Below are 18,619 nucleotides of genomic sequence, written 5' to 3' on the forward strand. Positions count from 1 at the left end.
TCGCGACCTCCCGTTTAATACGGTAGGCAACAGACGGTGACGGCACCACGAGATTGCGTACATCGGCGGTCCTCATTGGGCACATGGGCACACAATCGGCCAGAAATGAACAGGGGCAGTCCGGTGTCTTACGGACTCCCACGGGGCGAATCGCGTCGACACCGGCCCGTCGAGTAGCGTTGCCGACCATGCGTCTCGTCATTGCCCGATGCTCCGTCGACTACGCGGGCCGGCTCACCGCCCACCTGCCCTCGGCGCCCCGTCTGATCCTGGTCAAGGCGGACGGCAGCGTCTCGATCCACGCGGACGACCGGGCCTACAAGCCCCTGAACTGGATGTCGCCGCCCTGCACTCTGAAGGAGGGGGACGGCGAGCAGCAGGACGTCTGGACCGTCATCAACAAAGCGGGCGAGAAGCTGATCATCACGATGGAGGAGATCCTCCACGACTCCTCGCACGAACTGGGCGTGGACCCCGGTCTGATCAAGGACGGCGTGGAAGCGCACCTCCAGGAACTCCTCGCGGACCGCATCGAAACGCTCGGCGAGGGCTACACGCTCATCCGCCGCGAGTACCCGACGGCCATCGGCCCGGTCGACATCCTGTGCCGGGACGCGGACGGCGCGACGGTCGCGGTCGAGATCAAGCGGCGCGGCGAGATCGACGGTGTGGAACAGCTCACGCGCTACCTGGAGTTGCTCAACCGCGACCCCCATCTCGCCCCGGTGCGCGGCATCTTCGCGGCCCAGGAGATCAAGCCCCAGGCCCGTGTCCTCGCGACGGACCGCGGCATCGGCTGCCAGGTGCTGGACTACGACGCGCTGCGCGGGATCGAGGACGACAAGCTGCGGCTGTTCTGACCGGGGGCGTCCGCGGTCGTACGACGGTGAGGGCCGGGTCCGTTGGACGGACCCGGCCCTCTTGTCCTGTTCGGCGCGTCAGATCACCGGTTCCGAGCCGGTGCTCGGTGTGCCCTCGTCCGTGGACGTGGGCGCGCTCGCGGAGGTGGTGGTCTCCGTCGGGCTGGAGGAGGCGGAGTCGCTGGCCGAGTTCGAGGAGGTCGGATCGTCCGTCGGATCCCCGGTCGGGTCCTCGGTCGGGGTGGTCGGATCCTCCGTCGGGGTCGGATCGCCCGTCGGGGTCGGGTCGTCCGTGGGCGTCGGCGGCCTGGTCGGGGAAGGCGGCCTCGTCGGCGACGAAGACGGCTTCTTCGTCGGCGAGGGCGAGGAACCGCCGCCCGGACTCTGCGTGCCGCTCGGGTCGTCCGACGGGTCCGTCGGCTCGTCCGTCGGGGCCGGGTCGTCCGCCGTGCCGTACGAGCCGTCGGGCCCCGGATCCGTCGGCCGACTCGTCGCCTTGCCCGTGTCGCCGGAACCCTCCCCGTCGTCGCCCTCCACCTTCTCCGCCCCCAGGCTGTCGTCGCCGGGGCCCTGGCTGGCGGACGGGTTGACGCCGACCTGGTTGGACGGCGCGTTGGGGTCGTTGTCGGACGTGGCGCCCAGCGTCACCACCGTGCCGAGCACCGCCACGAGGAGCGCGCCCGCGCCGGCCGCGACGAGGTTGCGCCGCGCGAAGCTGCGGACACCGCCGCGGCCCTTGTGCGAGGCCGACGGCGACGGCGAGGACGCCTGGTGCGTGACGAGGGTCGTGGTGTCCCCAGCGGGCGGGAACGCGGCCGGCACACCGCCCGGCGGCGACTGCGACTCCTCGTAGCGGGCGTCCGGCACCTCCTCCCCCGCCGTCGCGGCGAAGGCGGCCACCCCCGGCGTGGTCCCGGAGCGGTCCGAGACCAGCGCGAGGGCGCGGCGGCCCGCGACGGTGCCGCGCTTGTCGGCGAGGGCGCCGCGCAGCCCGATGGAGGTCTCCAGCTCGGCACGGGCCCGGTCGAGGCGGCCGCCGCAGAGCGCGAGGATGCCCAGCTCGTGGTGGAAGTAGGCCTGTTCGGAGACGTCGCCGACGAGGCGGGCGGCCTCGGCGCCGGCCCGCAGCACCCGCTCCCAGGCGCTCCAGTGCAACCCGGCCGCGAACGCGGGCGCCGCCGTGCGGGCGAGCCGTACGGTCGGGCTCTCCTCGCCCTCGGCGGGCGGTGTCGTACTCGGCACCAGCAGGCCCAGCGCGGCGAGCACGGCGTCGGCCTCGGCGCAGACGCGCTCCGGTGTGACCGAGGGGTGCCCGGCCCACCAGGCGTAGTGCCGGGCGGCGGTGAGGGCGTTGTCCCGGGCCTCGTCGGCGTATCCGGCGGACTCCAGCTGGGCCAGGACGCCGGCGGCGAGCCGGTAGCGGGAGCCGACCGGCGAGACCAGCCCGCAGTCGGCCAGCTCGCCGAGTGCGGCGTCGGCGTGGGTGTCGCCGACCAGCGCGGGCAGATGCGCCTGGTGCGGCACCTCGCCGCCGAGCGCGACGGCGAACCTCAGGGTGGTGCGGGCGGAGGCGCTGAGCCGCGAGGCGAGCAGCGGCGCCGGTCCGGCGGCCTCGCCGAGCGAGGGCAGGGGCGGCTGCGCGCCGCCGTCCTCGGGGTCGACCGGAGCGTCGGCCGGTGGCGGGGCGTCCTCGAAGACGCCGTACTCGTCGACGGCGTCCGCTTCGGCCCGCAGTTGGTCCCGCTGCCGCAGCAGCGCCCCGGCCTGGACGAACCGCAGCGGCAGGCCCTCCGACTCGAACCACAGGTCGCCGGCCCAGTTCAGCTCGTCCTCGGTGAGGACCCGGCCGACCGCGCGCTCCAGCAGGTCCATGCTCGCGGTGCGGTCGAGCCCGTCGAGCGTGACGTCCTCGATGCCGGACTCGGCGGACGGCGCGGGCACATCGGGCGTGGCGCCGATCAGGAAGGCGCACTCGGGGGTCGCGTCGAGCAGCTCGTCGAGCGCGGCGCCGCCGAACTCGATGTCGTCCAGGACGACGACCGCGCCGATCTCACGCACGCAGGAGAGCAGTTCGTCCTGATCGGGGCGGTGAAGGGGCGCGCTGTAGACGGAGTACAGCAGGTCGTACAGCAGGTCGGCCGGGTCGCGGTGGAAGCCGCTCAGGCGCACGACGCCGTCGGGGGCGAGGTCCGCGCAGTCCTCGGCGACGAGGTCGAGGAGGCTGGTGCGGCCGGCGCCCCGGGGGCCGACCAGACGTACGGAGCGGCCGCGGGCGAGCAGCCGTACGAGCTGTTCGCGCTCGTCCTGGCGGGCCAGGAGCGGCTGTGCGGGACGGGTCGGCCCGGGCGGGACGGGCGGCTTGGCGGCGCGCTCGGCCTCGGCGCGTTCGGCCGGGGCCAGCTTGGCGGGCCGCTCGGGCCGCTCCGCGGGCGGGCAGACCTCGATCTCGCTGCCGTCGACGGGGTTGACGGTGAGCAGGAAGTCGCCCGAGACCAGTTGCACCGTGCGGGCGAGTGCGGGCGTGTGCTGTCCGAAGTCGGGTGTCAGGGGATCCCTGGGCGGGCGCGGGCGCGACGACTGACCGCCGGCCTCATGGCCGTACTCCTCGGGTCCCCGGTTGTTCGGGTCCATAGGTTCAAGCCCCCCAAAAGCGTCGTGTGCCCAAGCCAAGCCCCTCCCGGCCTTGCTGCACACCGCGCTGTCGCTTCTGGTCCGGGCCCGCTCGAAGGGGTTTGTCCATGCAGCGGGCAGCCGAACCCTAAACCTTTGCACAGTATCTACGACAGGTCGGGGTACCGCGCCGCCCGAGACATCACAGTCTCGTGAGAATTGTGCGTGACATGCGCTTCGCAGCCGGAACGCCCGACTGCCCCGCCCCACCCGTGCCGGGCGTCACACCCGGGGCAGTGACTCCACCCCGATGCCGCCTTCGATCGCCAGGATCCGGTGCAGCCGGGTGGCCACCAGCAGGCGTTGCATCTGCGGCGGCACACCGCGCAGCACCAGGCGCCGGCCGCAGCGGCCGGCCCGCCGATGGGCCCCCATGATCACCCCGAGTCCGGTGGCGTCCCAGAACTCCAGCTCGGACAGGTCCAGCACCAGATCGCCGACTCCGTCGTCGACGGCCGAGTGCAGGACCGTACGGGCGTCCGCCGCGCTGCGGACGTCGAGGCGGCCCCCGACGACCAGCTCGGCGTGGTCGCCCCTGATGTACATATGCGCTCCCCAAGCGTGCGTACGTGCGTGCTCCGCGATGCGTTGTCTTTGCTGTGGCCGGTGATGCAACCTCTGACTGCGTTGAGCAGCCAGAGGTTTCCGTCTGTAAGCGAACCGATACCGAATTCACCCCATCGCGTGATACGCGTGGGGGCTGTGCGGTGGTCTACGAAACCTCAGTAGCTGTAAAAGCCTTGCCCGCTCTTGCGTCCGATGTCACCCGCGTCCACCATCCGGCGCATCAGCTCCGGCGGGGCGAACTTCTCGTCCTGGGACTCGGTGTAGATGTTGCCGGTGGCGTGCAGCAGGATGTCGACGCCGGTGAGGTCCGCCGTGGCGAGCGGGCCCATGGCATGGCCGAAGCCCAGCTTGCAGGCGAGGTCGATGTCCTCGGCGGTGGCGACACCCGACTCGTAGAGCTTGGTGGCCTCGACGACGAGCGCCGAGATCAGCCGGGTGGTGACGAAGCCGGCGACGTCCCGGTTGACGACGATGCAGGTCTTGCCGACGGACTCGGCGAACTCGCGCGCCGTGGCGAGGGTTTCGTCGCTCGTCTTGTAGCCGCGGACCAGCTCGACGAGCTGCATCATCGGCACCGGCGAGAAGAAGTGCACACCGACGACCCGCTCGGGGCGCTCGGTGGCTGCCGCGATCTTGGTGATCGGGATGGCGGAGGTGTTGGAGGCGAGCACGGTGTCCTCGCGGACGATCTTGTCGAGCGTGCGGAAGATCTCGTGCTTGACCTCGAGCTTCTCGAAGACGGCCTCTACCACTACGTCCGCGTCGGCGGCGGCGTCCAGGTCGGTGGTCGCGGTGATACGGGCGAGGGCGGCGTCGGCGTCGTGCGCCTCCAGCTTGCCCTTGCCGACGAACTTGTCGTACGACGCCTTGATGCCGTCGGTGCCACGCCTGAGCGCCTCGTCGGTGACATCCCGCAGGACGACGTCCCAGCCCGCCTGAGCGGAGACCTGGGCGATCCCGGAACCCATCAAGCCGGCGCCGATGACGGCAAGCTTCCGTGCCACTGTTGCGACTCCCCTTTGAAACGCCTTACACCCTGTTTACGTTGCCTCTTCGGCGGACCTTAGCGGTCGTGAGGGACTGTGTGACCGGTTAGTAACGCGAGTCACGTCTCATCTGACGGACATCACACCGGCGGCGGCACGCGGGACCCAATTGCACGTTTCTCACCGTTGGTTCGCGGAGGCCGGCAGGCCCAGTGCGGTGCGGATCTGTACGACGTGCTCCGTCCCGCTGTGCCGCTCCACGGAGCGCAGCGACTCCAGGAAGGCGTCCGCGTCGGACGCGTCGGCAACCTTCCGCCACAGCGGCAGTCCCGTCTTCAGCTCGGCCACGAGCCGCTCGGTGGGGCGCTCGGCGCCGGCCAACTCGGTGTCCTCGAGCCGCTGGATGGTCTCGGCCTGTGCCTCGGCCATCCGCTCGGCCCAGGCCTTGGCGCCGGCGAGGTCCTGTTCGGGGCTCTTCGCCGGGCGCAGCGCCGTCGCCACGTACAACGGCTTCGCGGCGGACAGGAAGGCCAGTTGGTCGGTGTCGAAATCGGACTCGCGGCGACGGACCGAGCCGTCGAGTTCGGCGTCGCCCGGCCGCACCACCCAGCACTGCACGGTGCGGCGCCCGGCGTTCCAGCCCACCTCGTCGGGATGGAAGTAGGCGGTCCGCAGCCGCCCGGAGCCCTCCGGGTCCACGGCGTAGTCGATGAAGAGCTCGGCGCAGCGCTCCCACGCGACCTCGGCGATCGCCTCCCGGCCCGGGAACTGCTCCTGCTCGGCGAGCCGGAACGTGGCGTACGCCTCCGCGCGGTGCGCCTCGTCGCACGGGATCACCTGCACGCCGCCCTTGCCGAGCGGCGGCGTGTCCTTCTCCCGCATCCAGGCGCCGGGGTTGAAGCAGTCGCCGACGTCGAGCGACTGGACCGTGGTCCACCCCGGCTCCGTCACCGCACCGCTGTCGTCCCGGGCGGGGCCGGAGAACGTCCAGACCCTGAAGTCGCCCACCGTGGCGAGGCCGGCGGCCAGCACCAGAACCGCGCCGGAGACGGAGACCCCGGCAATGGCGAGGCCTTTGCCCCGCTGGCCCTTTCTGGGTATCTGCCACAGCGCGACCAGACCGAAGACCAGCCCCAGGGGCGCGAGGCACACCAGCAGCGCGGTCACCAGGGAGGTGACCGCGAAGGCGTTCAGGGCCGGCGGCACCGGCGGCGGCATCGGACTCCACTGCGGTCCGGGCCCGTGCGGGTACTGGGGGTACTGGGGGTACTGGGGGTACTGCGGCGGAGGAACCGACATGCGATCACGAATATCAGGCCATGACCGAAAACGAACGTGCCCGAGATCACAAAGGACCGGGATCGTTATCCATCAGCCGCCCGGGACCGGGCCCACGCGCGTGTTCCGAACGGCCGGGGCGTAACTACGCTGGTCGCATGGTCAATCTGACGCGCATCTACACCAGGACCGGCGACCAGGGCACCACCGCCCTCGGCGACATGAGCCGGGTCGCCAAGACCGACCTGCGGATCTCGGCGTACGCCGACGCCAACGAGGCCAACGCGGTGCTCGGCACGGCGATCGCGCTGGGCGGGCTCGGCGAGGAGGTCGTCAAGGTCCTCACCCGGGTGCAGAACGACCTGTTCGACGTGGGCGCGGACCTGTCGACGCCGGTCGTGGAGAAGCCGGAATTTCCGCCGCTGCGGGTCGAGCAGTTCTACATCGACAGGCTGGAGGCGGACTGCGACCGCTTCAACGAGCGGCTGGAGAAGCTGCGCTCCTTCATCCTGCCCGGCGGCACACCGGGCGCGGCCCTCCTGCACCAGGCCTGCACCGTCGTACGACGGGCCGAGCGCTCCACGTGGGCGGCCCTGGAGGTCCACGGCGAGACCATGAACCCGCTGACCGCGACGTACCTGAACCGCCTGTCCGACCTCCTGTTCATCCTCGCCAGGACGGCGAACAAGGAGGTCGGGGACGTGCTGTGGGTGCCGGGCGGGGAACGCTAGCGGCTCGACGCCCGGCTCATGAGCGGGCGCGCTCCTTGTCGGTGGTGAGCCGGGGCGGGTCCTCGGCGTCGGCGGGGGCCTTCTTCGGCCAGATCCAGTAGCCGAGGGCGATCAGCCCGTAGATGCCGACCGTGCGGATCGCCACCCACTGGAAGGCGCGCAGGGAGCTGATGTCGCCGGAATCGCCGACGTACCAGACCGCGAGCTGGAGCAGGCCCAGGGCCACCGCCGCCCCGTACACCGCCCGCAGCCACAGCCTGGCCTCGTGCCGGGCGCGGGCGCGGCCGTAGCGCGGGGGCTTGCGCGGCGGCGGGGCGCCGCCCAGGCGATGGGCCGCGTGGCCGTCGAGCCAGCGGATCGTGTAGTGGCCGAAGGCCACGGTGTAGCCGATGTACAGCGCCGCCACCCCGTGCTCCCAGCCCGGCTCCGCACCGTTCTTCAGGTCGATCGCCGTGGCGATGAACAGCACCAGCTCCAGCACCGGCTCGCACAGCAGCAGCACCACGCTCGTACGGCGCCACTTCAGCAGGTAGCGGGCGGCGAGGCCCAGCGCCAGCAGCACCCAGAAGCCGACCTCGCAGGCGATGATGAGGGCGACGATCACGACTTGCTCCCTTCGGTCACCGTTCCAGGCTCCCGTCGGGCGCGGCCCCTTTCGTCGTCGGCGGTGACGAAACCGCGGTACATCGAAGGATGCAGTCCAGGACCGTTCCCGGGCATCAGGCGGACCTGGCGCGTGGTTGGTTGGATGGAGGGCATGGCCGTACGACTGTCCCCACCGCACCCGCACGACGTGCGCATCGCGGTGGGCGGACTGCTCGGCGGGCTCCTGCTGTGGGGGCTCGGGCTCAGTCCGCGCCCTTCCGGGTCCAGCCTCGTCCTGTGGTCGCCGTACTGGGCGGTGCTGGTGCCGCTCGTCGTGACGGCCGCCTGCGAGTTGCTGCGCCGCACCCGGCCCCGGCTGGGCCTGGTGATCGGCACGGCCGCGCTGGTCGCCGACACCATCACGATGGGCAACGTGGTCACCATCGTGCTGTTCACCGACCTGATGTACGCGGCCGTCCTGTACGGCACGCCCGCCGCCGCCCGCCGTCTGCCCTGGGTCACCGGCCTGCTGACGGTGATCGGCGGTGTGGTGCCCGCCGCGCTCTGGCGGGACCCGGAGGGCCTGCTGATCGGCGTGGGCGTCGGCGTGGTCGCACTCGCGCCCGCGTCCACGGGCTGGGTCGTCCGCAACCACCGTGACGCCGCCGAGGCCGCCCGGCTGCGCGCCGAGCAGACCGCGCTGCTCGCCGAGGTGGACCGCTCCCAGGCCGTCACGGCCGAACGGGCCCGGATGGCACGCGAGTTGCACGACATGGTGGCCAACCACCTCTCCGCGATCGCCATCCACTCCACGGCCGCGCTCTCCATCGACGATCCGTCGACCTCCCGCGAGGCCCTCTCCGTCATCCGGGAGAACAGCGTCGAAGGACTCGCCGAGATGCGCCGGCTGATCGGCATCCTGCGCGACGGCGGCGACGACCACGAACCCTCCGCCGTCCCCACCCTCGACGGCCTCGCCGCCCTGGTCGAGGGCGCCCGCGCCAACGGCCTCGACGTCCACCTCGACACCGACCACGGCACCGTCCCGGCCCCCGTCGAACTCGCCGCCTACCGCATCGTCCAGGAGTCCTTGACCAACGCCCTCAAGCACGCCTCGCCCGGCAGGGTCACGGTCGCTCTGGCCCAGCGGGACGGTTCTCTCGCCGTCGCCGTGACCAGCCCGTTCGGCGACCGCGACGGGCCGCGCGCGCCCGGCTCCGGCGCCGGTCTGGTCGGGATGCGGGAGCGGGTCGCGCTGCTGAGCGGGACGTTTGAAGCGGGCCCCGCCGACGACCCGGTCGCCCCGGACGGCAAGATCTGGGTCGTACGCGCCACGCTTCCGCTGACCGGAGGAGACCCCGCATGATCCGTGTGCTCGTCGCCGAGGACCAGTCCGCCGTCCGCGCCGGGCTCGTCCTCATCCTGCGCAGCGCCCCGGACATCGAGGTGGTCGGCGAGGCCGCGGACGGCGAGCAGGCGGTGGAGCTGGCCCGGGAGCTGCGGCCGGACCTGGTCCTGATGGACGTTCAGATGCCGCGCCTGGACGGGGTGTCGGCCACCCGGCGGGTCGTCGGGGAACGGCTCGCGGACGTGCTCGTGCTCACCACCTTCGACCTCGACGAGTACGTGTTCGGGGCGCTGCGGGCGGGTGCCTCGGGGTTCCTGCTGAAGAACACCGACGCAAAGGACCTGCTGGCGGCGGTCCGTACGGTGGCGCGCGGCGAGGGCCTCATCGCCCCGGCCGTCACCCGGCGCCTGATCGCCGAGTTCGCCGCGAAGCCGGTCCGTGAGCCGACCGCCGACCCCGCCGTCCTCGACAGCCTCACCCGCCGGGAGCGCGAGGTGCTGTCCTGCCTCGGCGAGGGCCTGTCCAACGCGGACATCGCGGCCCGGCTCGACATGGCGGAGGCGACGGTGAAGACCCACGTCAGCCGTCTGCTCGGCAAGCTGGAGCTGCGCAGCCGGGTGCAAGCGGCCGTACTGGCACAGGAATTGGGCGTCTGAACGGACCGTACCGACCGTACACAGAGTGGTCCAGACCTATTGACCCGTGGTCCAGACCTTTCTATTCTCGCGGCACCGTGGGCGTGAAGGCTCAGTCGCGCCCCCAAGACCCCCAAGGAGGCGCGAGATGCGCTTCAGACACAGAGCCGCGGCGGGGCTGGCGACCCTGCTGCTCCCGCTGGCCGGTCTGGTCGGGCTCGCAAGCCCCGCCGAGGCCGTCGGCTCCGCGACCGCAACCTACACCAAGACCCAGGACTGGGGCTCCGGCTTCGAGGGCAAGTGGACGGTGAAGAACACCGGCACCACCGCCCTGACCTCCTGGACCGTCGAGTGGGACTTCCCCTCCGGCACCTCCGTCACCTCCGCCTGGGACGCCGACGTCACCTCCTCCGGCACCCACTGGACCGCGAAGAACAAGTCCTGGAACGGCACCCTCGCCCCCGGCGCCTCCGTCTCCTTCGGCTTCAACGGCACCGGCTCCGGCTCCCCCGCCAACTGCAAGCTGAACGGCGGCAGTTGCGACGGCGGCAGCGTCCCCGGCGACAATCCGCCGTCCGCGCCCGGCACCCCGACCGCCTCCGACATCACCAACACCTCGGTGAAGCTGTCCTGGAGCGCCGCCACCGACGACAAGGGCGTCAAGAACTACGACGTGCTGCGCGACGGCGCCAAGGTCGCGACGGTGACCACCACGTCGTACACGGACACCGGCCTGACCGCCGGCACCGACTACTCCTACACCGTCCGGGCCCGCGACACCGCCGACCAGACCGGCCCGGTCAGCGGCGCCCGCGCGGTGCGCACCACCGGCGGCACGACCGAGCCGCCCACGGGTGACAAGGTCAAGCTCGGCTACTTCACCGAGTGGGGCGTCTACGGCCGCAACTACCACGTCAAGAACCTGGTGACCTCCGGCTCCGCCTCGAAGATCACCCACATCAACTATGCCTTCGGCAACGTCAAGAACGGCCAGTGCACCGTCGACGACACCTACGCCGCCTACGACAAGGCCTACACCGCCGACCAGTCCGTCAGCGGCACCGCCGACACCTGGGACCAGCCGCTGCGCGGCAACTTCAACCAGCTCCGCCAGCTCAAGGCGAAGTACCCGCACATCAAGGTGCTGTACTCCTTCGGCGGCTGGACCTACTCCGGCGGCTTCGGCCAGGCCGCGCAGAACGCCGCCGCGTTCGCCAAGTCCTGCAAGGCCGTCGTCGAGGACCCGCGCTGGGCGGACGTCTTCGACGGCATCGACATCGACTGGGAGTACCCGAACGCCTGCGGTCTGACCTGCGACACCTCGGGACCGGCGGCCTTCCGCACCCTCTCCAAGGCACTGCGTGCCGAGTTCGGCTCGAACTACCTGGTCACCGCCGCCATCACCGCCGACGCCTCCTCCGGCGGCAAGATCGACGCGGCCGACTACGGCGGCGCGGCGCAGTACCTCGACTGGTACAACGTGATGACCTACGACTACTTCGGCGCCTGGGACAGGACCGGCCCGACCGCCCCGCACTCGCCGCTCACGTCGTACTCCGGCATCCCGAAGGAGGGCTTCAACTCCGCCGCCGCCATAGCCAAGCTCAAGGCCAAGGGCGTCCCGGCGAGCAAGCTGCTGCTCGGCATCGGCTTCTACGGCCGCGGCTGGACCGGTGTCACCCAGTCCGCCCCCGGCGGCACGGCCACCGGCCCGGCGAGCGGCACCTACGAGGCGGGCATCGAGGACTACAAGGTCCTCAAGGCGTCCTGCCCGGCCACCGGCACGGTCGGCGGCACCGCGTACGCGCACTGCGGCAGCAACTGGTGGTCGTACGACACCCCGTCGACGATCGCCGGGAAGATGACCTGGGCCAAGAACCAGGGCCTCGGCGGCGCGTTCTTCTGGGAGTTCAGCGGCGACACCGGCAACGGAGAGCTGGTGAGCGCCATCAACAGCGGGCTGTCGTAAAGATTTTCGCTAGGCGACATTGACGCTCCCCCAGACTTCGTCCGGGGGGACCCCCACCCAGCGAGTGAATGTGACTACGCCACATTCACTCGCTGTCCGGGCGGGGCTGCCTCCAGCCACGCGAGGAAACCGGTCAGCGCGTCTTCGCTCATGGCGAGTTCGAGGCGGGTGCCCCGGTGCAGACAGGTGAGGATCACCGCGTCGGAGAGCAGCGCCAGCTCCTCCTCGCCGTCGGGCACCCGGCGGCCGGCCACCTCGATGGCGGAGCGCTCCAGGATGCGGCGCGGGCGGTAGGCGTAGGAGAAGACGCGGTACCACTCGACGCGGTCGCCGTTGTAGCGGGCGACGCCGTAGCTCCAGCCCTTGCCGCTGGTGTCGGTCTTCTCCGGCACGTCCCAGCGCAGGGAACAGTCGAAGGTGCCGCCGGAGCGCTGGATGAGTCTGCGGCGCAGACCGAAGACGAACAGCCCCAGCACCACCAGGGCGACGACGATTCCGCACACAGTCAGAGCGAGGACCATCGACACCGACCTCCTCGTCTCCTAGGTAACGGAACGGAAAAAACTTCCATATCTGCCTCAGCCGCGACCGGCACCGGATCGCTCCGGTCCCAGCCGCGGCTGAGTGACGTCATCGCGTGCGCTCCCCCAGAGCCTAGACGGCCCGGAAGGTGACCCTGTGGGTCAGCGCGCCGTCGCCGCCCGCAGACGGACCTCCGCGCGGCGCTCGGCGTGCGCGTCGTCGTCCGACTTCGCGCGCTCCAGTGCCCGCTCCGCACGCTGGACATCGATCTCGTCCGACAGCTCGGCGATCTCGGCCAGCAGCGACAGCTTGTTGTCCGCGAACGAGATGAAACCGCCGTGCACCGCGGCGACGACGGTCGCACCGTCACTCGTACGGATGGTCACCGGGCCCGACTCCAGCACACCGAGCAGCGGCTGGTGACCGGGCATGACGCCGATGTCGCCGGACGTGGTGCGCGCGACGACCAGGGTGGCCTGGCCCGACCAGACCTCACGGTCGGCGGCGACCAGCGCGACGTGCAGCTCAGCAGCCAAGGTGGCTCCTCGGGTCACCACCCGGCGGTTCTGCCGGGTGTTGGTTACAAGTCTAGTAGGCGTGAGTGAGGGGGCGGGACGAACCCCCGCCCCCTCATCAAGAGCTCAGTGGCTCACGAACCGGTGCGTCAGGAGACGCCCAGCTCCTTCGCGTTCTTCTTGAGGTCCTCGAGACCACCGCACATGAAGAACGCCTGCTCCGGGAAGTGGTCGAACTCACCGTCGCAGATCGCGTTGAACGCGGCGATCGACTCGTCCAGCGGCACGTCGGAGCCGTCCACACCGGTGAACTGCTTGGCGACATGGGTGTTCTGGGACAGGAAGCGCTCCACGCGGCGGGCACGCTGGACGACCAGCTTGTCCTCCTCGCTGAGCTCGTCGATACCGAGGATCGCGATGATGTCCTGGAGGTCCTTGTACTTCTGCAGGATCCCCTTGACGCGCATGGCGGTGTTGTAGTGGTCCTGCGCGATGTAGCGCGGGTCCAGGATGCGGGACGTGGAGTCCAGCGGGTCGATCGCCGGGTAGATGCCCTTCTCGGAGATCGGACGGGACAGCACCGTCGTCGCGTCGAGGTGGGCGAACGTGGTCGCCGGGGCCGGGTCGGTCAGGTCGTCCGCGGGGACGTAGATCGCCTGCATCGAGGTGATCGAGTGACCACGGGTCGAGGTGATGCGCTCCTGGAGGATGCCCATCTCGTCGGCCAGGTTCGGCTGGTAGCCCACCGCGGAGGGCATACGGCCGAGCAGGGTCGACACCTCGGAACCGGCCTGGGTGAAGCGGAAGATGTTGTCGATGAAGAACAGCACGTCCTGCTTCTGCACATCGCGGAAGTACTCCGCCATGGTCAGACCGGCGAGGGCCACGCGCAGACGGGTGCCCGGGGGCTCGTCCATCTGACCGAAGACCAGCGCGGTCTTGTCGATGACGCCCGACTCGCTCATCTCGTCGATGAGGTCGTTGCCCTCACGGGTGCGCTCGCCGACACCGGCGAACACCGACACACCCTCGTGGTTGTTGGCGACGCGGTAGATCATCTCCTGGATGAGCACCGTCTTGCCGACGCCGGCGCCGCCGAACAGACCGATCTTGCCGCCCTTGACGTACGGGGTCAGCAGGTCGATGCACTTGACGCCGGTCTCGAACATCTCGGTCTTCGACTCGAGCTCGTCGAAGTTCGGGGCCTTGCGGTGGATGGACCAGCGCTCGCCGTCGTAGGTCTCGTCGACGTTCAGCACGTCACCGAGGGTGTTGAACACCTTGCCCTTGGTGAAGTCGCCGACCGGGACGGTGATGCCCGTGCCGGTGTCGGTGACCGGGGCCTGGCGGACCAGACCGTCGGTGGGCTGCATGGAGATGGTGCGGACCAGGCCGTCACCCAGGTGCTGGGCGACCTCCAGGGTCAGCGTCTTCTTCTCGCCCGCGTTCGCCGGGTCGGCGACCTCGACGTGGAGGGCGTTGTAGATGTCCGGCATCGCGTCGACGGGGAACTCCACGTCGACGACCGGGCCGATGACCCGGGCGACGCGGCCCGTGGCCGTCGCGGTCTCAACAGTGGTGGTCATTATCGGTCACTCCCCGCGGTCGCGTCGGCCAGGGCTGCGGAGCCACCGACGATCTCGCTGATTTCCTGGGTGATTTCGGCCTGGCGGGCCGCGTTGGCAAGTCGGGAGAGCGTCTCGATGAGCTCTCCGGCGTTGTCGGTGGCCGACTTCATCGCGCGCCGCGTGGCGGCGTGCTTGGAGGCGGCCGACTGAAGCAGCGCGTTGTAGATCCGGCTCTCGACGTACCGCGGCAGCAGGGCGTCGAGGACGTCCTCCGCCGAGGGCTCGAAGTCGTACAGCGGGAGGATCTCGCCCTTGGTGTGCGACTCCTCCGCGACCTCTTCGAGGCTGAGCGGCAGGAGCTGGGCGTCCAGCGCCTGCTGCGTCATCATCGAGACGAACTCGGTGTAGACGATGTGGAGCTCGTCCACGCCGCCCTCGGCCGTCTCCTTCTCGATGGCCTCGATCAGCGGGGCCGCGACCTTCTTGGCGTCCGCGTACGACGGCTCGTCGGTGAAGCCGCTCCACGACTCCGCGATCTTGCGCTCACGGAAGTTGTAGTGCGCCACACCGCGGCGGCCGACGATGTAGACGTCGACCTCCTTGCCCTCGCGCTCCAGCCGCTCGGTCAGCTGCTCCGCCGCCTTGATGGCGTTGGAATTGAAGGCGCCGGCGAGGCCGCGGTCGCTGGTCAGGAGCAGCACCGCGGACCGCGTGACCGTCTCGGCCTGCGTGGTCAGCGGGTGCTTGGTGTTCGAGCCGGTGCCGACCGCCGTGACCGCGCGGGTGAGCTCGGTCGCGTACGGCGTGGAGGCCGCCACCTTGCGCTGCGCCTTGACGACGCGCGAGGCGGCGATCATCTCCATCGCCTTCGTGATCTTCTTGGTCGCGGTGACGGATCGGATGCGACGCTTGTAGACCCGGAGCTGGGCTCCCATGAGTCAGGTCCCTTCCTTACGTCACTTGGAGGCGCTGGTCGCCTTCGGGGCGGCCGGAGCCTCTTCGCCGAGGAGCTTGCCGTCCGCGGTCTCGAACTGCTTCTTGAACTCCGCGATGGCGTCGGCGACGGCGGTGAGGGTGTCGTCCGACATCTTGCCGCCCTCCTTGATGGAGGTCATCAGGCCCTGCTCCTTGCGGTGCAGGTACTCCAGGAGCTCCTTCTCGAAGCGGCGGATGTCGCCGACCGGCACGTCGTCCATCTTGCCGGTGGTGCCGGCCCACACGGAGACGACCTGGTCCTCGGTGGCCATCGGCTCGTACTGGGCCTGCTTCAGCAGCTCGACCATGCGCTGACCGCGCTCCAGCTGCGCCTTCGACGCGGCGTCCAGGTCGGAACCGAAGGCGGCGAACGCCTCCAGCTCACGGAACTGGGCGAGGTCGACGCGCAGTCGGCCGGAGACCTGCTTCATCGCCTTGTGCTGCGCGGAACCACCGACTCGGGAGACGGAGATACCGACGTTCAGCGCGGGGCGCTGACCGGCGTTGAACAGGTCCGACTCCAGGAAGCACTGGCCGTCGGTGATGGAGATGACGTTGGTCGGGATGAACGCCGAGACGTCGTTGGCCTTGGTCTCGACGATCGGCAGACCGGTCATCGAGCCGGCACCCATGTCGTCGGAGAGCTTGGCGCAGCGCTCGAGGAGACGGGAGTGCAGGTAGAAGACGTCACCCGGGTAGGCCTCACGGCCCGGCGGGCGGCGCAGCAGCAGGGACACGGCGCGGTAGGCGTCGGCCTGCTTCGAGAGGTCGTCGAAGATGATGAGGACGTGCTTGCCGTCGTACATCCACTGCTGGCCGATGGCCGAACCGGTGTACGGCGCCAGGTACTTGAAGCCGGCCGGGTCGGACGCCGGGGCGGCCACGATGGTCGTGTACTCCAGCGCGCCGTTCTCCTCCAGCGCGCGGCGGACCGACGCGATGGTCGAGCCCTTCTGGCCGATGGCGACGTAGATGCAGCGGACCTGCTTGTTCGGGTCGCCGGTGCGCCAGTTGTCGCGCTGGTTGATGATCGTGTCGACGGCCAGCGCGGTCTTGCCGGTCTGGCGGTCACCAATGATGAGCTGACGCTGGCCACGGCCGATCGGGGTCATCGCGTCGACGGCCTTGTAGCCGGTCTCCATCGGCTCGTGCACCGACTTGCGCTGCATGACCGTGGGGGCCTGCAGCTCGAGGGCGCGGCGACCGGTGGTCTCGATCTCGCCGAGGCCGTCGATCGGGTTGCCGAGCGGGTCGACGACGCGGCCGAGGTAGCCCTCGCCGACGGCCACGGAGAGCACCTCACCGGTGCGCTGCACCGGCTGACCCTCCTCGATGCCGCTGAACTCACCGAGGACGATGGCACCGATCTCGCGCTCCTCGAGGTTGAGGGCGAGGCCGAGGGTGCCGTCCTCGAACTTCAGCAGTTCGTTGGCCATGGCCGAGGGCAGGCCCTCGACCTTCGCGATGCCGTCGCCGGCAAGGGTGACCGTACCGACCTCCTCGCGCGAGGCCGCGTCCGGCTTGTACGACTGGACAAAGTTCTCCAGCGCGTCCCGGATCTCCTCCGGCCGGATCGTGAGCTCCGCCATCTGGGTTCCCTGCTCTCCTTGTTGGGCCCGAAGTTTCACTTTGGGGGGATGGGGACTCCCCCCTGAACGAGGTGAATCCTCTGCACGGCCCAACATGGGCCGTCGTAAGTACGTACTGCTATGAAGTTGCTGCTAGCTCGCCATGCGGCGGCCGGCGTCCTCGATGCGGTCCGCGAGGGAGCCGTTGATGACCTCGTCACCGACCTGCACCCGGATACCGCCGACGACCTCGGGGTCCACGTCCAGGTTGAGGTGCATCTTGCGGCCGTAGAGCTTGGCGAGGGCCGCGCCCAGGCGCTGCCTCTGCCCGTCGCTCAGCGGCACCGCGGAGGTGACCACGGCCACCATGCGGTCCCGGCGCTCGGCGGCGAGCTTGGACAGGGACTCCAGTCCCGACTCCAGGCTACGTCCACGCGGCGCGGTCACAAGACGCGTCACCAGACGCTCGGTGGTCGCCTTGGCCCGGCCGCCCAGCAGGCTGCGCAGCAGCTCGCCCTTGGCCGAGGTGGTGGCGGCGCGGTCGGTGAGCGCGGCGCGCAGCTCGGTGCTGGAAGAGACGATCCGGCCGAACCGGAACAGCTCGTCCTCGACGTCGTCGAGCGTTCCGTCCTTCTGCGCGGCGGTGAGGTCGGCGGTGTCCGCCAGCTCCTCCAGCGCGTCCACCAGGTCGCGGGACTGCGACCAGCGGGAGCGCACCATGCCGGCCAGCAGGTCAGCGGCCTCGCCGCCGACCTGGCCGCCGAGCAGGCGCTGGGCCAGCTCGGCCTTGGCCTCACCGGCCTGCGCCGGGTCGGTCAGGACCCGACGCAGCGACACCTCGCGGTCGAGCAGCGCGGTGACGGCGGCCAGCTCGTCGGCGAGCCGTCCGGCGTCCACGGACGTGTTGTCCGTCAGCGCGTCGAGTCGCTCGCGTGCGGCTGCCAGGGCCTCGCGGCTCGCTCCGTTCATCGTCCGGCCTCGGCCTTCTCCTCGAGCTCGTCGAGGAAGCGGTCGATGACGCGGCTCTGCCGGGCGTGGTCCTCGAGGGACTCGCCGACCAGCTTGCCGGCCAGTTCGGTGGCGAGCTGACCGACGTCCTGGCGCAGCGCGGACGCGGCGGCCTTGCGGTCGGCCTCGATCTGGGCGTGACCGGCGGCGACGATCTCCTCACGCTGCCGCTGGCCTTCCGCGCGCATCTCGGCGATGAGCGCGGCACCCTGCTCCTGCGCCTCCTGACGCAGACGCGCGGCCTCGTGCCGGGCCTCTTGGAGCTGGGCCTTGTACTGCTCCAGAACGCTCTGGGCCTCGGTCTGGGCGGCCTCGGCCTTCTCGATACCGCCCTCGATGGCCTCGCGGCGCTCTTCCAGAACCTTGTTGATGTTCGGGAGGAGCTTCTTGGCGAGGAAGCCGAAGACGATGGCGAAGGCGATCAGGCCGATGACGAGCTCGGGGATCGGCGGGACGAGAGGGTTCTCCCCCTCGCTCGCCGCGATGAGCAGGTTGCTCATGTGAGTGCCTTTCGTCTAGTCGGCTGGTCCGGCGGCGGTTTAGTTGTAGCCGTAGACGAACGGCATAACCAGACCGATCAGGGCGAGCGCCTCACAGAAGGCGAAGCCGAGGATCTGGTTGGCACGGATCAGGCCGGCGGCCTCAGGCTGACGGGCAAGAGCCTGGGTACCGTTACCGAAGATGATGCCGACGCCGACGCCCGGGCCGATCGCGGCGAGGCCGTAACCGATGGAGCCGAGCGAGCCGGTAACTGCGGCAAGAGTCTGGGACATGCCAGTTCTTCCTTTTCTTTACGGACCGGTGGGGGTTGGCCACCGGACGATCTGTGGAGGT

18 protein-coding genes are annotated in these 18,619 nt (G+C 70.3%); 5 read left to right on the forward strand and 13 right to left on the reverse strand.

The features are described from left to right. Window positions 1-188 precede the first annotated feature (188 nt). Window positions 189-860 carry an endonuclease NucS gene (gene nucS, locus ACP4J3_RS28925; RefSeq protein ID WP_194040528.1) on the forward strand — a complete coding sequence of 224 codons (672 nt, stop codon included), beginning with the start codon at window positions 189-191 and terminating at the stop codon, window positions 858-860. A gap of 78 nt (window positions 861-938) precedes the next feature. On the opposite strand, the gene ACP4J3_RS28930 is transcribed toward nucS, so the two are convergent. The 4 genes from ACP4J3_RS28930 to ACP4J3_RS28945 all read right to left on the reverse strand — a co-directional run bounded on the left by ACP4J3_RS28930 (window position 939) and on the right by ACP4J3_RS28945 (window position 6,382). After that, window positions 939-3,491, reverse strand: a complete 2,553-nt coding sequence (locus ACP4J3_RS28930; protein ID WP_426538996.1) for an ATP-binding protein — start codon at window positions 3,489-3,491, stop codon at window positions 939-941. Between the two features lie 261 nt (window positions 3,492-3,752). Further along, the gene (locus tag ACP4J3_RS28935) at window positions 3,753-4,076 is read right to left on the reverse strand and encodes an STAS domain-containing protein (RefSeq protein WP_093906575.1); all 324 of its coding nucleotides are present in this window, start codon (window positions 4,074-4,076) and stop codon (window positions 3,753-3,755) included. Between the two features lie 176 nt (window positions 4,077-4,252). Next, window positions 4,253-5,101: a 3-hydroxyacyl-CoA dehydrogenase family protein gene (locus ACP4J3_RS28940; RefSeq protein ID WP_426538997.1), complete on the reverse strand. Its 849-nt coding sequence runs from the start codon at window positions 5,099-5,101 to the stop codon at window positions 4,253-4,255. 162 nt (window positions 5,102-5,263) lie between these two features. Continuing rightward, complete coding sequence (locus ACP4J3_RS28945) at window positions 5,264-6,382, reverse strand: DUF4190 domain-containing protein (RefSeq protein ID WP_426538998.1); 1,119 nt, start codon at window positions 6,380-6,382, stop codon at window positions 5,264-5,266. A 137-nt stretch (window positions 6,383-6,519) separates the two neighbouring features. Between ACP4J3_RS28945 and ACP4J3_RS28950 the strand changes: the two genes are divergently transcribed. Then, on the forward strand, window positions 6,520-7,092 hold the full coding sequence (locus tag ACP4J3_RS28950; protein ID WP_426538999.1) for a cob(I)yrinic acid a,c-diamide adenosyltransferase: 573 nt from the start codon (window positions 6,520-6,522) through the stop codon (window positions 7,090-7,092). A 16-nt stretch (window positions 7,093-7,108) separates the two neighbouring features. Here ACP4J3_RS28950 and ACP4J3_RS28955 read toward each other — a convergent pair whose 3' ends face one another. Beyond that, window positions 7,109-7,696 (reverse strand): hypothetical protein, encoded by a 588-nt coding sequence (locus tag ACP4J3_RS28955; protein WP_426539000.1) that lies wholly within the window; start codon window positions 7,694-7,696, stop codon window positions 7,109-7,111. Window positions 7,697-7,849: 153 nt separating this feature from the next. Between ACP4J3_RS28955 and ACP4J3_RS28960 the strand changes: the two genes are divergently transcribed. From ACP4J3_RS28960 to ACP4J3_RS28970, 3 genes are all read left to right on the forward strand, one after another. Then, the gene (locus tag ACP4J3_RS28960) at window positions 7,850-9,043 is read left to right on the forward strand and encodes a sensor histidine kinase (RefSeq protein WP_426539001.1); all 1,194 of its coding nucleotides are present in this window, start codon (window positions 7,850-7,852) and stop codon (window positions 9,041-9,043) included. After that, window positions 9,040-9,681, forward strand: a complete 642-nt coding sequence (locus ACP4J3_RS28965; RefSeq protein ID WP_426539002.1) for a response regulator — start codon at window positions 9,040-9,042, stop codon at window positions 9,679-9,681. Before ACP4J3_RS28960 ends, ACP4J3_RS28965 begins: the two co-directional genes overlap by 4 nt. A gap of 127 nt (window positions 9,682-9,808) precedes the next feature. After that, on the forward strand, window positions 9,809-11,629 hold the full coding sequence (locus ACP4J3_RS28970) for a glycosyl hydrolase family 18 protein (protein WP_426539003.1): 1,821 nt from the start codon (window positions 9,809-9,811) through the stop codon (window positions 11,627-11,629). A gap of 74 nt (window positions 11,630-11,703) precedes the next feature. Here the strand turns inward: ACP4J3_RS28970 and ACP4J3_RS28975 are convergent, their stop codons facing one another. The 8 genes from ACP4J3_RS28975 to atpE form a co-directional block, all read right to left on the reverse strand. Further along, entirely contained in the window at window positions 11,704-12,150 is a 447-nt protein-coding gene (locus ACP4J3_RS28975; protein ID WP_194040549.1) for a DUF2550 domain-containing protein, read from the reverse strand. A gap of 162 nt (window positions 12,151-12,312) precedes the next feature. After that, window positions 12,313-12,687 (reverse strand): F0F1 ATP synthase subunit epsilon, encoded by a 375-nt coding sequence (locus ACP4J3_RS28980; protein WP_426539004.1) that lies wholly within the window; start codon window positions 12,685-12,687, stop codon window positions 12,313-12,315. A gap of 128 nt (window positions 12,688-12,815) precedes the next feature. Beyond that, window positions 12,816-14,252, reverse strand: coding sequence for a F0F1 ATP synthase subunit beta (gene atpD, locus ACP4J3_RS28985; protein ID WP_426539005.1), 1,437 nt, complete (start codon window positions 14,250-14,252; stop codon window positions 12,816-12,818). Continuing rightward, a complete protein-coding gene (locus tag ACP4J3_RS28990; protein ID WP_426539006.1) occupies window positions 14,252-15,169 on the reverse strand; it encodes a F0F1 ATP synthase subunit gamma in 918 nt (305 codons plus the stop codon). The genes atpD and ACP4J3_RS28990 overlap by 1 nt, the downstream gene beginning before the upstream one ends. 21 nt (window positions 15,170-15,190) lie before the next feature. Further along, on the reverse strand, window positions 15,191-16,798 hold the full coding sequence (gene atpA, locus ACP4J3_RS28995; RefSeq protein WP_426539007.1) for a F0F1 ATP synthase subunit alpha: 1,608 nt from the start codon (window positions 16,796-16,798) through the stop codon (window positions 15,191-15,193). A 132-nt stretch (window positions 16,799-16,930) separates the two neighbouring features. Beyond that, entirely contained in the window at window positions 16,931-17,746 is an 816-nt protein-coding gene (locus ACP4J3_RS29000) for a F0F1 ATP synthase subunit delta (protein WP_426539008.1), read from the reverse strand. Continuing rightward, a complete protein-coding gene (locus tag ACP4J3_RS29005) occupies window positions 17,743-18,285 on the reverse strand; it encodes a F0F1 ATP synthase subunit B (protein WP_426539009.1) in 543 nt (180 codons plus the stop codon). The genes ACP4J3_RS29000 and ACP4J3_RS29005 overlap by 4 nt, the downstream gene beginning before the upstream one ends. Before the next feature lie 39 nt (window positions 18,286-18,324). After that, window positions 18,325-18,558 carry an ATP synthase F0 subunit C gene (gene atpE, locus ACP4J3_RS29010; protein ID WP_033275524.1) on the reverse strand — a complete coding sequence of 78 codons (234 nt, stop codon included), beginning with the start codon at window positions 18,556-18,558 and terminating at the stop codon, window positions 18,325-18,327. Window positions 18,559-18,619 lie beyond the last annotated feature (61 nt).

Origin of the sequence: Streptomyces sp. UG1 (genome assembly GCF_049974585.1) — a bacterium.
Taxonomy (GTDB): domain Bacteria; phylum Actinomycetota; class Actinomycetes; order Streptomycetales; family Streptomycetaceae; genus Streptomyces.